At 70.2% G+C, this 14,580-nt stretch carries 15 protein-coding genes; all 15 read left to right on the top strand.

From position 1 onward, the window contains the following. Positions 1–192 precede the first annotated feature (192 nt). Complete coding sequence (locus CA984_RS35490; RefSeq protein ID WP_086577786.1) at positions 193–1,428, top strand: multidrug effflux MFS transporter; 1,236 nt, start codon at positions 193–195, stop codon at positions 1,426–1,428. Positions 1,429–1,532: 104 nt separating this feature from the next. Then, on the top strand, positions 1,533–2,327 hold the full coding sequence (locus CA984_RS35485) for a helix-turn-helix transcriptional regulator (protein ID WP_242676352.1): 795 nt from the start codon (positions 1,533–1,535) through the stop codon (positions 2,325–2,327). Continuing rightward, the gene (gene sufB, locus CA984_RS35480; RefSeq protein WP_086577784.1) at positions 2,324–3,736 is read left to right on the top strand and encodes a Fe-S cluster assembly protein SufB; all 1,413 of its coding nucleotides are present in this window, start codon (positions 2,324–2,326) and stop codon (positions 3,734–3,736) included. Before CA984_RS35485 ends, sufB begins: the two co-directional genes overlap by 4 nt. Then, positions 3,736–4,854 (top strand): Fe-S cluster assembly protein SufD, encoded by a 1,119-nt coding sequence (gene sufD / locus CA984_RS35475; protein ID WP_086577783.1) that lies wholly within the window; start codon positions 3,736–3,738, stop codon positions 4,852–4,854. Before sufB ends, sufD begins: the two co-directional genes overlap by 1 nt. After that, positions 4,851–5,168: a Rieske (2Fe-2S) protein gene (locus CA984_RS35470; protein ID WP_012892454.1), complete on the top strand. Its 318-nt coding sequence runs from the start codon at positions 4,851–4,853 to the stop codon at positions 5,166–5,168. Before sufD ends, CA984_RS35470 begins: the two co-directional genes overlap by 4 nt. Before the next feature lie 44 nt (positions 5,169–5,212). After that, a complete protein-coding gene (gene sufC / locus CA984_RS35465) occupies positions 5,213–5,944 on the top strand; it encodes a Fe-S cluster assembly ATPase SufC (RefSeq protein ID WP_207621155.1) in 732 nt (243 codons plus the stop codon). Further along, the gene (locus tag CA984_RS35460; protein ID WP_086577781.1) at positions 5,944–7,203 is read left to right on the top strand and encodes a cysteine desulfurase; all 1,260 of its coding nucleotides are present in this window, start codon (positions 5,944–5,946) and stop codon (positions 7,201–7,203) included. The genes sufC and CA984_RS35460 overlap by 1 nt, the downstream gene beginning before the upstream one ends. Positions 7,204–7,222: 19 nt before the next feature. Further along, entirely contained in the window at positions 7,223–7,660 is a 438-nt protein-coding gene (gene sufU / locus CA984_RS35455) for a Fe-S cluster assembly sulfur transfer protein SufU (protein ID WP_086577780.1), read from the top strand. Next, positions 7,657–8,022 carry a metal-sulfur cluster assembly factor gene (locus CA984_RS35450; RefSeq protein ID WP_012892450.1) on the top strand — a complete coding sequence of 122 codons (366 nt, stop codon included), beginning with the start codon at positions 7,657–7,659 and terminating at the stop codon, positions 8,020–8,022. The genes sufU and CA984_RS35450 overlap by 4 nt, the downstream gene beginning before the upstream one ends. Positions 8,023–8,388: 366 nt before the next feature. Then, the gene (locus tag CA984_RS35445; RefSeq protein WP_086577787.1) at positions 8,389–10,089 is read left to right on the top strand and encodes a DEAD/DEAH box helicase; all 1,701 of its coding nucleotides are present in this window, start codon (positions 8,389–8,391) and stop codon (positions 10,087–10,089) included. A gap of 528 nt (positions 10,090–10,617) precedes the next feature. After that, positions 10,618–10,881 carry a phosphoribosyl-ATP diphosphatase gene (locus CA984_RS35440; RefSeq protein WP_012892448.1) on the top strand — a complete coding sequence of 88 codons (264 nt, stop codon included), beginning with the start codon at positions 10,618–10,620 and terminating at the stop codon, positions 10,879–10,881. A gap of 59 nt (positions 10,882–10,940) precedes the next feature. Continuing rightward, entirely contained in the window at positions 10,941–11,786 is an 846-nt protein-coding gene (gene hisG, locus CA984_RS35435; protein WP_086577779.1) for an ATP phosphoribosyltransferase, read from the top strand. Positions 11,787–11,887: 101 nt separating this feature from the next. Continuing rightward, positions 11,888–12,772, top strand: a complete 885-nt coding sequence (locus tag CA984_RS35430; protein WP_086577778.1) for an ABC transporter ATP-binding protein — start codon at positions 11,888–11,890, stop codon at positions 12,770–12,772. After that, entirely contained in the window at positions 12,769–13,500 is a 732-nt protein-coding gene (locus tag CA984_RS35425; RefSeq protein WP_086577777.1) for an ABC transporter permease, read from the top strand. Before CA984_RS35430 ends, CA984_RS35425 begins: the two co-directional genes overlap by 4 nt. Continuing rightward, positions 13,497–14,580 (top strand): sensor histidine kinase (locus CA984_RS35420; protein WP_086577776.1); only part of this gene is annotated, 1,084 nt, incomplete at its 3' end. The genes CA984_RS35425 and CA984_RS35420, both read left to right, overlap by 4 nt.

The following is a 14,580-nucleotide window of genomic DNA, read 5'->3' as shown; positions in this document are numbered from 1 at the left end:
GCTGACGGGCCGCCGGCACGGGCGTGCCGGACCGGGCCGGGCACGAGAGTGATCTCACAACGCCCTTCCAGGGGCAAGTAGATCTTTTTTGTGGAGTTTCCTAAATATGGGAATTTGCATGACCTGATTGCGGTTGGGAACCCCTGGCCCTCATGGGCTCACTACGGCCTGTGAGGGTAAAGGGGATCTGATATGACCACGGCGGTCGCCGAGCCGGAGGTCGCGCCGGGTACGCGGCGCAGAGGACTGCTGCTGCTCGTCCTGGGGGCGCTGTCGGCCATCGGCCCGCTCTCCATCGACATGTACCTGCCCGCGTTCCCCGCCATCGCCGGGGAGATGGGCACGGGGCAGGCCCAGGTGCAGCTCACCCTGACCTCCTGCCTCATCGGCCTCTCCGTCGGGCAGGTCGTCGCCGGGCCGCTCAGCGACGTGCGCGGCCGGCGGATGCCGCTGCTGATCGGCATCGCCGCCTACGCCGTGGCCTCCCTGCTGTGCGCTTTCTCCCCTTCCGTCTACGGGCTGGTCGGCTTCCGCCTGCTGCAGGGCGTGGCGGGCGGCGCCGCGCTGGTGATCGTCCGCGCGGTCGTCCGCGACCTGTACGAGGGGGCGGCCATCGCCCGCATCTTCGCCACCCTCATGCTCGTCAGCGGTCTCGCGCCGATCCTGGCCCCGATCGCGGGCGCGCAGCTGCTGGAGCACACCTCCTGGCGCGGCGTGTTCGTCTCGCTGAGCGTCGCCGGACTGCTGCTGCTGGCCGCAGCCCTGTTCGGGGTGCGCGAGACGCTTCCCCGCGAACGGAGGGAGAGCGGCGGCCTCCGGCACACCCTCGTCACCTTCGGGCACCTGCTGCGCAACCGGTCCTTCATGGCCAGCGCGCTGGCCGGCGGGCTCGGCTTCGGCGGCATGTTCGCCTACATCTCCGGCTCGCCGTTCGTGCTCCAGCAGGTGTACGGCGCCTCGCCACAGACCTTCTCGATGGTGTTCGCGCTGAACGCGATCGGCCTGACCATCACCGCGCAGATCGGCGGCCGTCTCGCCGGGGGCAGGGTGGCTCCGGCGCGGCTGATCCTCATCGGGCTGTTCATCTCCGTGACCGGGGTGGCGGTGCTGCTGGCCGCCGTACTGATCGGGCTGCCCCTCGCCGTCCTGATCGCCGGGCTGTTCGTGATGATGTGCGGGGCCGGATTCGTCCTGCCGGGCGCCGGCGCGCTCGCGCTGGCCGGCCAGCCCCAGCAGGTGGCGGGGAGCGCCTCGGCGCTGACCGGAGTGCTGCAGTTCGCCATCGGCGCGCTCGCGGCGCCGCTGGTCGGGCTGGGCGGGGAGGACTCGGCGCTGCCGATGGCCGTCGTCCTGGCCGGGCTCACCCTCGCCTCGCTCGCCGCCTTCGTCGGCCTGCGGAAGCCCGCGAAGGACGTTTCCGCAGGTTAGGTAAGGCTTACCTGCGTGACAAACCGCATTCAGCCGGACCGCCCATCGGTTTGTATGCGGGGAAGGAATTACGCCACACTGATGTTGTGAAATACGTGAGCCAGATGCCGGGCACCGAGGAGACCGCCGCCGCGCGGCTCTCCGGCGTGTCCGCCGAGCGCAGCACGCGCGCGCGTGTCGCCCGGCTCATCCTGGAGCACGGACCCATCACCGCGGTCGCCCTCGGCGAACGGCTCGGGCTCACCCCGGCCGCCGTCCGCCGCCATCTGGACGCGCTGCTCGCCGAGGGGATGATCGAGCCTCGTACGGCCCGGCCCCGCGGTCAGCGGGGGAGAGGGCGACCGGCGAAGCTCTTCGCCATAACCGACGCTGGGCGCAGTGCCTTCGAGCACGCCTACGACGGGCTCGCCGGAAACGCGCTGCGCTTCCTGGCGGAGCGCGTGGGCGAGGGCGCGGTGGCCGAGTTCGCCCGGTCGCAGGTGTCCGGCCTCGTCGGACGGCTGCAGCCGGAGATGCGCAAGGTCCCCGTCGACCAGCGGGTCCGCGTCCTGGCCGAGGCCCTGTCGGCCGACGGCTACGCGGCCTCGGCGAGCAAGGCCAGTCTCGGCGGCGAGCAGTTGTGCCAGCACCACTGCCCCGTGGCGCACGTGGCCGCGGAGTTCCCGCAGCTCTGCGAGGCGGAGACCGAGGCGTTCGCGCAGATCCTCGGCACGCCTGTCCAGAGACTCGCGACCATCGCCCACGGCGACGGGGTGTGCACCACCCACGTGAGTCCGCACAGAGCGGTCGAGCCGGACGCGCGGGAACGGGAAGCGACCCGGCGGGCACCCGAGCGATCGCGACCATCCATAAGGCAACAAACGATCGATGACGAATCGAGCAAGGAGACCGGAAGGTGACTGTCACCGACCGCCCGGAGCTGGAAGGCCTCGGGAATTACAAGTTCGGCTGGGCCGACTCGGACGCTGCCGGATCGGCGGCCCGCCGCGGCCTGTCCGAGGAAGTCGTCCGTAATATCTCCGCGCTCAAGAACGAGCCGGAGTGGATGCTGGACCTTCGCCTGAAGGGCCTGCGCCTGTTCGGCAAGAAGCCCATGCCGAACTGGGGTTCCGACCTCAGCGGAATCGACTTCGACAACATCAAGTACTTCGTGCGCTCCACCGAGAAGCAGGCGGCTTCCTGGGAAGAGCTGCCCGACGACATCAAGAACACCTACGACAAGCTGGGCATCCCCGAGGCGGAGAAGCAGCGCCTGGTCGCCGGTGTCGCCGCCCAGTACGAATCCGAGGTCGTCTACCACCAGATCCAGAAGGACCTCGAGGACAAGGGCGTCATCTTCGTCGACACCGACACCGCGCTCAAGGAGCACGAGGAGCTCTTCAAGGAGTACTTCGGCACCGTGATCCCGGTCGGCGACAACAAGTTCGCCGCGCTGAACACCGCCACGTGGAGCGGCGGCAGCTTCATCTACGTGCCGCCGAACGTCAACGTCGAGATCCCGCTCCAGGCCTACTTCCGGATCAACACCGAGAACATGGGGCAGTTCGAGCGGACCCTGATCATCGTGGACGAGAACTCCTACGTCCACTACGTCGAGGGCTGCACTGCGCCGATCTACTCCTCCGACTCGCTGCACAGCGCGGTCGTGGAGATCATCGTGAAGAAGGGCGCCCGCTGCCGCTACACGACGATCCAGAACTGGTCGAACAACGTCTACAACCTGGTCACCAAGCGCGCCGTGGCCTACGAGGGCGCGACCATGGAGTGGGTCGACGGCAACATCGGCTCCAAGGTCACCATGAAGTACCCGGCCGTCTACCTGATGGGCGAGCACGCCAAGGGTGAGACGCTGAGCGTCGCCTTCGCCGGCGAGGGCCAGCACCAGGACGCCGGCGCCAAGATGGTGCACCTCGCGCCGAACACCAGCTCCACCGTGATCTCCAAGTCCGTCGCCCGCGGCGGCGGCCGTACCTCCTACCGCGGTCTGGTCCAGATCGAGGAGGGCGCGCACGGCAGCGCCAGCACGGTCAAGTGCGACGCGCTCCTGGTCGACCAGATCAGCCGCTCCGACACCTACCCCTATGTGGACGTGCGCGAGGACGACGTCTCCATGGGACACGAGGCCACCGTCTCCAAGGTCTCCGACGACCAGCTCTTCTACCTGATGAGCCGCGGTCTGAACGAGGACGAGGCGATGGCGATGATCGTGCGCGGCTTCGTCGAGCCGATCGCGCGCGAGCTCCCGATGGAGTACGCCCTCGAACTGAACCGCCTCATCGAGCTGCAGATGGAAGGAGCCGTCGGCTGATGGGTCTCGAAACCAAGCCCCTGTCGACCCTCCACGAGAAGGTCTCCTACAACGTGGAGGACTTCCCGGTCCCGACCGGCCGCGAGGAGGAGTGGCGCTTCACCCCGCTGTCGCGGCTGAAGGGCCTGCACGACGGCGCCGCCGCGGCCGGCGGCGTGCTGGTCCACGTCGACGCGGCCCCCGAGGTCACGGTGGAGACCGTGGGCCGCGACGACCCGCGCCTCGGCAAGGCCTACGTGCCCGCCGACCGGGTCAGCGCCCAGGCTTTCGCCGTCTTCGAGAAGGCCACCGTCCTGACGGTCGCGCGCGAGGCCGTCGCCTCCAAGCCGACCGTGATCACGCTCACCGGCTCCGGCGCGGGCGCCGCCTACGGCCACATCCTGGTCAAGCTGGAGCCGATGGCCGAGGCCGTCTTCGTCCTGGACCACCAGGGCAGTGCGGTCTACGCCGACAACGTCGAGTTCGTCGTGGGCGAGGGCGCCACGCTCAAGGTCATCAGCCTGCAGGACTGGGCCGACGACGCCGTGCACGTCTCCCACCACCACGCCCTGCTCGGCAAGGACGCGACCTTCCGCAGCTTCGTGGTCACCCTCGGCGGCGACCTGGTACGGCTGTCGCCGTCGGTCTCCTACAGCGGCCCCGGCGGCGACGCCGACCTGACCGGCCTCTACTTCGTGGACGCCGGGCAGCACATGGAGCACCGCCTGCTGGTGGACCACTCCCAGCCCAACTGCAAGAGCAACGTCACCTACAAGGGCGCGCTGCAGGGTGAGGACGCCCACGCCGTGTGGATCGGCGACGTCATCATCCGGGTCGAGGCCGAGGGCACCGACACCTACGAGCTCAACCGCAATCTCCTGCTCACCGACGGCGCCCGCGCCGACTCGGTGCCGAACCTGGAGATCCTCACCGGCGAGGTCGCCGGAGCGGGGCACGCGAGCGCCTCGGGCCGCCTGGACGACGAGCACATCTTCTACCTCCAGGCCCGCGGCATCCCGTTCGACGACGCGCGGCGCCTGGTCATCCGGGGCTTCTTCGCGCAACTGCTGGAGAAGATCGAGCTCCCCGAGCTGCGTGAGCGGGTGCTCGGCAAGGTCGAGGCGGAGCTCGAGAAGTGACGTTCGAAAAGGTCTGCAAGCTCAGCGACATCCCCGACGACGGCGTGATCGGCCTGGAGGTGGGGCAGACCCCCGTCGCCCTGGTCCGCCGGGGTTCGGAGGTCTTCGCCCTGCACGACGTCTGCTCCCACGCCGAGGTGAAGCTCAGCGAGGGCGAGGTCTACGACGAGACCCTGGAGTGCTGGCTGCACGGCTCGTGCTTCGACCTGCGCTCCGGCAAGCCCACCGGCCCGCCCGCCACCAAGCCCGTTCCCGTCTACCAAGTCAAGATCGACGGCGATGACGTCCTCGTCTCGCTCTCGAAGGAGTCATAACAGTGTCTGATTCGAGCCGAGTCCGCTCGGGATCCACCCTTGAGATCCGTGACCTGCACGTCGCCGTCGAGGACAAGGAAATCCTGCGCGGCGTCAACCTGACCGTCCGGTCCGGCGAGACCCACGCCATCATGGGCCCCAACGGCTCGGGCAAGTCCACGCTCGCCTACGCGATCGCCGGCCACCCGAAGTACACCGTGACCGGCGGCCAGGTCCTGCTGGACGGCGTCGACCTGCTGGAGCTGTCGGTCGACGCGCGCGCCCGCGCCGGCCTGTTCCTCGCCATGCAGTACCCCGTCGAGGTCCCCGGCGTCAGCGTCTCCAACTTCCTGCGCTCGGCGGTCACCTCCGTGCGCGGCGAGGCCCCCAAGCTCCGCGAGTTCGCCAAGGACCTGAAGGCCGGCATGGACGCCCTGTCCATCGACGCCGCCTTCGCCCAGCGCAACCTGAACGAGGGCTTCTCCGGCGGTGAGAAGAAGCGGCACGAGATCCTCCAGCTCGAACTGCTCAAGCCGAAGATCGCCGTCCTCGACGAGACCGACTCCGGCCTCGACGTCGACGCGCTGCGCGTGGTCTCCGAGGGCATCAACCGCTTCCGCGCCTCCGGCGAGACCGGCGTCCTCCTCATCACCCACTACACCCGCATCCTGCGCTACGTAAAGCCGGACTTCGTCCACGTCTTCGCGGCCGGCCGGATCGTGGAGCAGGGTGGCCCCGAGCTCGCCGACAAGCTCGAGGCCGAGGGCTACGAGGCCTACACGAAGGCCTCGGTCTGATGAACACCGGCTTTGACGTGGAGAGGATCAGGAAGGACTTCCCGGTCCTCTCCCGCGAGCTGCCCGGCGGTCGGCCGCTGGTCTATCTCGACTCGGGCAACTCCGCGCAGAAGCCCACCCAGGTGATCGACGTCATGCGCGAGCACCTGGCCATGCACTACAGCAACGTCGGCCGGGCCATGCACGCGCTGGGCGCCGAGTCCACCGAGGCGTACGAGAACGCCCGCGACAAGGTCGCCGCCTTCATCGGCGCGCCGAGCCGCGACGAGGTCGTCTTCACCAAGAACGCCTCCGAGGCGCTCAACCTGGTGGCCTACGGCTTCGGCAACCCCACCAACGACGACCCCCGCTTCCGTCTCGGCCCCGGCGACGAGATCGTCATCTCCGAGATGGAACACCACTCCAACATCGTGCCGTGGCAGCTGCTCGCGCAGCGCACCGGCGCCACGCTGAAGTGGTTCTCGGTCACCGACGAGGGCCGCCTGGACCTGTCGAACCTCGAAGAGCTGGTCACCGAGCGCACGAAGATCGTTTCGATCGTTCACCAGTCCAACGTGCTCGGCACGGTCAACCCGGTCGCCGAGGTGCTCGCCAGAGTCCGTCAGGTCGGGGCGCTGATGATGCTGGACGCCTCGCAGTCGGTGCCCCACCAGCAGGTGGACGTCGCCGCGCTCGGCGTGGACTTCCTCGCCTTCACCGGGCACAAGGTCGTCGGCCCCTCCGGCATCGGCGTGCTGTGGGGCCGCGGGGAGCTGCTGGAGGCCATGCCTCCCTTCATGGGCGGCGGAGAGATGATCGAGGCGGTCTGGATGGACCACTCGACCTATGCCCCCGCGCCGCACAAGTTCGAGGCGGGCACCCCGCCGATCGTCGAGGCCATCGGCCTCGGCGCCGCGGTCGACTACCTGTCCGCGATCGGGATGGACGCCATCGTGCAGCACGAGCGTGAGCTGACCGGCTACGCGCTCGGCGCGCTGGGAGAGGTCCCCGGCCTGAGAGTGATCGGCCCGGAGAGCCTGGACCGGCGCGGCGGCACGGTGTCGTTCACCCTCGAAGGGATTCACCCGCACGATGTCGGGCAGATCCTGGATGACAACTTCGGTGTGGCGGTGCGCGTGGGGCACCACTGCGCCCGCCCGTTGCACCTGAGGTTCGGGATCCCCGCCACCACGCGGGCCTCCTTCTACCTTTACAACACCCCGGCCGAGATCGACGCCCTGGTCCGCGGCCTCCACCACGTGCAGAAGGTGTTCGCCTAGCCATGCCGGAGCAGTTGAGATGATCGCCGAGTCCATGTACCAGGAGTTGATCCTGGAGCACTACAAGCACCCCCAGGGACGGGGGCTGCGCGACCCGTACGACGCCGAGGTCCACCACGTGAACCCGACGTGCGGCGACGAGATCACCCTGCGTGTGAAGCTGGGTGACGGCGGCAAGGTCGAAGACGTCTCCTACGACGGCCAGGGCTGTTCCATCAGCCAGGCCGCCGCCTCGGTGCTGCACGAGCTGACCGCCGGCTCGACCGTGGACGAGACGCTCGCGGTGGTGGAGGAGTTCACCCGGCTCATGCAGAGCAGGGGTCAGGTGGAGGCGGACGAGGACGTGCTCGGGGACGCGGTGGCGTTCGCCGGGGTGGCGAAGTTCCCGGCCCGGGTGAAGTGCGCGCTGCTGGCCTGGATGGCCTACAAGGACGCGGTTGTGAGGAGTTCTACATGAGCAAGCCTGTTGAGACGCCGACCGCGGCGTACGACGGGGAGACGACCCTTGACGAGGTCATGGAGGCCCTCAAGGACGTCGTGGACCCCGAACTCGGCATCAACGTCGTCGACCTCGGCCTGATCTACGGGGTCAACCTCGACGCGGCCGAGGCCGGCACCCCGCCGATCGCCACCATCGACATGACGCTGACCAGCGCGGCCTGCCCGCTGACCGACGTCATCGAGGACCAGGCGCACTCCGCTCTGGACGGCATGGTCTCCGACGTGAAGATCAACTGGGTCTGGCTCCCGCCGTGGGGCCCGGACAAGATCACTGACGACGGGCGCGAGCAGTTGCGCATGCTCGGTTTCAACGTCTGATCTCCCCTTTCCGGTACGGCTCGCGCCTTCCGAGGTACGGGCCGTACCGAATTGTGTGAGAGGATGCCCGATGCCGGGAAGAAAAGCCCGGCCCGGAGCGTTGGCTCTACCAACGGGCAAGCGTCCACATGATGTCGGACGCCCCGGACCACCTGGCGCTGCGAAGGCCGGGTATGCTTGATCGTGGTTTGACTGCGTGCGGGTAAGCTAGACCCGCCCCGTGCGGTGCGCCTCGACTTGCACCGCACTACCGCCCCGAAAGTGGGCGTTGATTAAGCGCGGCCTCGGGCCGCGCGTTCCAGGCTCGTCCTTTCGCAGAAGTGACGTGCCCCGTTCTTCTATCGAAAGGCACGAACCTTCGTGACCATGCTTGACGCTGCCCTGCCCGCGATCACCGACATCCCCGAGGTTGCCGCCGGGCCGTCCGAGTTCACCCTCCTCGGCCTGCCGAAGCCGCTGGTGACCGGGCTTTCCCGCCAGGGTATCGACAGCCCCTTCCCCATCCAGAGCGCGACGATCCCCGACATCCTCGCCGGCAGTGACGTCCTGGGCCGCGGCCAGACCGGCTCCGGCAAGACGCTGGCCTTCGGCCTGCCCATGATGGCCCGCATCGCCGGGAGCAAGGCCCGTCCGGGCCGCCCGCTCGCCGTCGTCCTCGTGCCGACCCGCGAGCTGGCCATGCAGGTGACCGACGCGCTCGAGCCGCTCGGCCGGGGCCTGTCCCTGCGGATGAAGACCGTCGTCGGCGGCATGTCGATGGGCCGGCAGATCGAGGCGCTGCGCCGCGGTGTCGAGGTCGTCGTGGCCACCCCGGGCCGGCTGACCGACCTGATCCAGCAGGGCGAGTGCACGCTGGACGAGGTCCAGGTCACCATCCTGGACGAGGCCGACCACATGTGCGACCTCGGCTTCTTCCCGGTCGTCAGCGCGATCCTGCAGCAGACCCCGGCCGACAGCCAGCGCCTGCTGTTCTCCGCCACCCTCGACGGCGACGTCGACAAGCTCGTCCGCCGCTTCCTCACCGACCCGGTGACCCACTCCATGGCCCCGGTCGCCTCCTCGGTGGACACCATGGAGCACCACGTGCTCGAGGTGCACCGCGACGACAAGTTCCCGGTGACGGCCGAGATCGCCAACCGCGAGGGCCGCACCATCATCTTCGTGCGCACCCAGCACGGAGTGGACCGTCTCTGCAAGCAGCTCGCCCAGGTCGGCATCAAGGCCGGCGGCCTGCACGGCGGCAAGCGCCAGAACCAGCGCACCCGCATCCTGGCCGAGTTCAAGGAAGGTGCGATCAACGTCCTGGTCTGCACCGACGTCGCGGCCCGCGGCATCCACGTCGACAACATCAGCCTCGTGCTGCACGTCGACCCGCCGCAGGACCACAAGAGCTACCTGCACCGCGGCGGCCGTACCGCCCGCGCCGGGGAGAAGGGCACCGTCATGACGCTGGTGCTCCCCAACGAGCGCCGCTCCACCGACGCGATGACCCGCCGCGCGGGCATCAAGCCCTTCCGTCTCAAGGCCACCCCGGGCCACCCGCGCCTGGAGGAGGTCGCCGGTGCGCGTCAGCCCAGCGGCGAGTCGATCCCGGTCTGGGAGCCCTCGGCTCCGGCTGCCAAGCAGCGCGAGCGCCGCGGTTTCGGCGGCAACGGCGGTGGCCGCGGTCCGCGCCGCTTCCGTGACCGTCCCGCCCACGGCGGCGAGGGCTACCAGCCCCGCGAGCGCTCCGCCGGTGACGCCGCCCGTGGTGGCGAGCGCGGCGGCAACGGCAGCGTGAGCGACGTGCGCGGCCAGTACCGCTCCGAGCGTTCCGGCGGCTACCGCGGCGACCGCCCCACCGGTGGCGGCTACCGTGGTGACCGTCCCGCGGGCGACCGCGAGCCGTTCCGTGGTGACCGTCCCGCCGGTGGCGGCGGTTACCGCGCCGGTGAGCGGCGTGAGCCGTTCCGCAGCGGTGAGCCGTTCCGCGCCGAGGGCCGTTCCGACGGCCGTGGTGACAGCCGTGGCGGCGGCTTCCGCGGTGGGCGCCAGGGCGACCACGCCGGGGGCCGTTACAGCCGCTGATCCACGCCCGCGGGCCGCCACGGCGGCTGACCGGCAGGCCGCCACGGCGGCCGGCCGGACCCGCGGATCGACAACAGGGCTGATCAGGCCGGAGGCCGCCACGGCGTCCGGCCGACCCAGCTGACCCAGGAGGGGCCGTTACGGCAGTCGCCGTAACGGCCCCTCCGTCGTGTCCGGGGTCCGGGGCCGGCGGTCGCGCCGCCGGGATGCCTCCCGCGCCGCCCGGCGGCGAGATCCGGGTGCTCCCCGGCCGATGAGGCGGTGCCCGCCGCAAGCCGCTGTGGTACGCGCTGCGCCGCGTTCACGCCGACCGGCTGCCACGGGGCCGGACCGGGCCGCGGCCGTCGCCAACGGCGGCACAGAGCCGCGGACGGGGGTACTGGAGCCGCTGCGGTCCGGCGGATCCCATACCGCGTCAACGAATGACCGGAGGATCGCCAATCCCTGTCCAGGGCGTGGACGCGCACACCCGCGGTCCTGAAGGCCCATTAGTCTGGGAGGGCACATCCGACGACGCCGAGAGAGATCATGAAGACCTTCGAAGAGCTGTACGCCGAGCTGTCCGACAAGGCGCGCACCCGGCCCGAGGGGTCGGGGACCGTGGCCGCGCTGGACGCCGGAGTCCATGCCATCGGCAAGAAGGTCGTGGAGGAGGCCGCCGAGAGCTGGATGGCGGCCGAGCACGAGTCGAACGAGCGGGCGGCCGAGGAGATCTCCCAGCTCCTCTACCACGTGCAGGTCCTCATGATCGCCAAAGGGATCGGGCTGGACGAGGTCTACAAGCATCTGTGAGCCGGTGCGCCCGGCTCCAGCCTCGTAGGAACCGACATCCACGTAAGGACCTTCACACCATGCTCCGTCTGGCCGTTCCCAACAAGGGCGCTCTCACCGAGGCCGCCCAGACGATACTCAAAGAAGCCGGATACCGCGCCCGCACCGACAGCAAGGAGCTCGTGGTCGTCGACCCCGACAACTCCTGTGAGCTGTTCTTCCTGCGCCCCAAGGACATCGCCGTCTACGTCGGCGAGGGCACCCTGGACGCCGGGATCACCGGCCGCGACATGCTCCGCGACTCCGGCGCGCAGGTCGAGGAGATCCTGCCGCTCGGCTTCGGCAGGTCCACCTTCCGCTTCGCCGCCGACCCGGGCGCCTTCTCCTCCGTCGCCGACCTCAAGGGCAGGCGCATCGCCACCGCCTACGCCGGCCTGCTGGAGTCCTACCTCGATGAGCAGGACGTCGAAGCCCGCGTGATCAAGCTGGACGGCGCGGTCGAGACCGCCGTCCGGCTGGGCGTGGCCGACGCCGTGGCCGACGTCGTGGAGACCGGCACCACGCTGCGCAACATGGGCCTGGAGGTGTTCGGCGAGCCGATCGCCCGCTCCGAGGGCGTGCTGATCAAGCGGGTCGGCGGCGTGGAGACCCAGGGGCTGCAGCAGCTCGTCCGCCGCCTGCAGGGCGTGCTGGTGGCGCGCGACTACGTGATGATGGACTACGACATCCGGGCCGAGCGGATCGAGGAGGCCATCGCCCTCACCCCGGGCATGGAGGGTCCCACGGTCTCCCCCCTGCACCGGGAGGGCTGGGTCGCCGTCCGCGCCATGGTGCCGCGCAAGGGGCACCAGCAGGTGATGGACCAGCTCTGGGAGATCGGCGCGAAGGCCATCCTGGTCACCGCCATCTTCGCCTGCCGCCTCTGAACGGCGGCCCGCCCGGGGCGGGGCCGAACTGACAAATGTCACCGCCGAACCCGGATCATACGCACTGACGGCGGGGCCGGGACGTATCTAACGTCGAGGCCATGAACGCCATCGCCTTCACCGACGTGAGCAAGAGCTACGGGAACGTGCTAGCCGTCGACGGCCTGGACCTCGCCGTCGAGGCCGGTCGGACCGTCGCCCTGCTCGGTCCCAACGGGGCCGGCAAGTCCACCTCGATCAACATGCTGCTCGGCCTGCTCCGGCCCACCCACGGCCGGATCGAGGTGCTCGGCACCTCTCCGGACGAGGCGGTGGCCCGGGGCGAGGTCGGCGCCATGATGCAGAGCGGTGAGCTCATCCCCGAGCTCACCGTCCGGGAGCTGGTGGACTTCGTCCGCCGACTCTACCCCCGGCCGCTCGGCCTCGACGAGATCCTGCAGATGGCCGACCTCACCGGCCTGGTGAAGCGGCGCGCCGGCAAGCTGTCCGGCGGGCAGGCCCAGCGGGTCAGGTTCGCCCTGTCCATCGCGGGCGCGCCGAAGCTGCTGGTGCTGGACGAGCCCACCGCGGCCATGGACGTGGAGTCGCGGCTGCGGTTCTGGGCGGGCATGCGCGCCTACGCGGCCGGAGGCCGGACGGTGCTGTTCGCCACCCACTACCTGGAGGAGGCCGACGAGAACTCCGACCGGGTCGTCGTGGTCGCCCGGGGCCGGGTCGTGGCCGACGGCACCGCCGCGCAGATCAAGGCAGGGGCCGGCGGGCAGACGGTCCGCTTCACCCTGGACGGGCAGGCCGCGGCCGGGCTGGACGCGCTGCCCGGCGTCACCGCGGTGGAGGTCGAGGAGGGCACCGCCACGCTGCGCACCGCCGACCCCGACGCCACCGTGGCCGCCCTCTACAGGGGCACCTCGCTGCGGGTCCGCGACCTGCGGATCACCGGGGCCGCCCTCGAAGACGCCTTCCTCGCGCTCACCCAGGAGTCATGATGCCCGGCTACATCAAGATCGAGGCGCTGCGGATGCTGCGCAACAAGCGCTACGTCATCTTCGTGGTGGCGTTCCCCGTCGCGTTCTACCTCCTGTCCGTCAATCTCTACGGCGGCGGGACCGATGCGGCGGGGGCGAGCGTCGTCCTCATGGTCTCGATGAGCGCCTACGGCGCGCTGGCCGCCTCGATGATGAGCACCGTCGTGCCGTGGGCGCAGGAGCGGCAGAGCGGCTGGCTCCGCCAGCTGCAGGTCACTCCGCTCACCAACCGGACGATCATCGTGACCAAGCTGGTCACCTCGCTGCTGCTGGTGCTCCCCTCCATCCTGCTCGTCTGCGCCGCCGCCGTGCTCGCCCAGGGCGTCTGGCTCACCCCCGCGAGGTGGGCCGGGCTGATCCTGGTGATGTGGGCGGGAGCCGTCCCGTTCGCGGCCCTGGGGTTGACCGTCGGGTCGCTGCTGCCGCCCGACGCCGCGCAGCCGGTGGCGATGATCGGGACGTTCGGGCTGGCCATCCTGGGCGGCCTGTGGTACCCGGTGGACCTCATGCCCTCGGCGTTGAAGGCCGTCGCGCACGTGATGCCGTCCTTCCACTACACCGACATGGGGCAGAGCATCGTCGCCGGGCACGGGGTGCCGCCCTCCGACGCCCTGACCGTCGGCGCCTGGGCGGTCGCGCTGGGCGTGGTCGCGGTGGCCGCCCACCGCCGTGCCACCGTACGGGGATGAAGATCACCTCGATCCTCTCCTTCGGCGGGACGGGGGCGGGCGAGCGCCCGTCCCGCCGGCGGAGGCTGGCGGGGATGTCCGTCGGCCTGGTGTACCTGTGCTTCCCGGTGCTGGACATCGTCACCGGCGAGGTGACCGGCGCGGCGGCGCTCTGGGGCGCCCTCGGGCTGGCCGCCTACATCGCCTCCTTTCTCACCACCGCGCTGTCCCCGCGGGACTACGGTGAACTGACCCCGCTGACCTGGTGTTTCATGGGGGTCACCACGATCCTGGCCGTCATCCTGCCGTTCTTCTTCGGCGGGGGCTGGCTGACCCTGCCGATCTACACGACCGTCGTCTACAGCATGGCGCTCCGCCCCCTGCCGGCGATGCTCGGCATGCTGGCCATGGGCGCCGTCGTCGTGCTGGTAGGTCTGCTGGAGGAGCACGACCCCGCCAGCACGGTGGTGCTCCTCTTCCAGGTCGCCACTCTCGGGGTCCTGTTCATGAGTGTGCGGAACACCCGGATGCTGGTGGTCCAGCTCCACCAGGCGCAGGAGGAGGTGGCGCGGCTGGCCGCCGGCGAGGAGCGGCTGCGGATCGCCCGGGACCTGCACGACCTGCTGGGCCACAGCCTGTCGCTGATCGTGCTGAAGAGCGAGCTGGCCGGGCGGCTGGCCGAGAACGGCTCGGCGCGGGCCGTGGCGGAGATCCACGACATCGAGTCGGTGGCCAGGCAGGCGCTGGTCGAGGTGCGCGACGCCGTCAGCGGCTACCGGCAGCGCGGCCTGGCGGGGGAGCTGGACGGCGCCCGCGCCGCGCTGGAGGCGGCGGGGACGCAGGTGACGGTCCGGCTCGCGGGGACGCCGCTGCCCGAGGCGCTGGACGGGCTGCTCGGCTGGGCGGTGCGCGAGGGGGTCACCAACGTCATACGGCACGCGCGGGCGGCCCGGTGCGTGATCGACGTCACCCACGACGGGGAGACCACTACCCTGGAGATCGTGGACGACGGGCGCGGTGCGTCGCCGTACGGTCCCGGCAGCGGGCTGAACGGGCTGACCGAGCGGGTGGAGGCGGCGGGCGGGACGGTGTCCGCCGGGC

The sequence above is a fragment of the Streptosporangium minutum genome (genome assembly GCF_002149035.1).
Classification (GTDB): domain Bacteria; phylum Actinomycetota; class Actinomycetes; order Streptosporangiales; family Streptosporangiaceae; genus Streptosporangium; species Streptosporangium minutum.
Note: the sequence above shows the minus strand (reverse complement) of the source record. Positions and strands in the feature narration are given on the sequence as shown.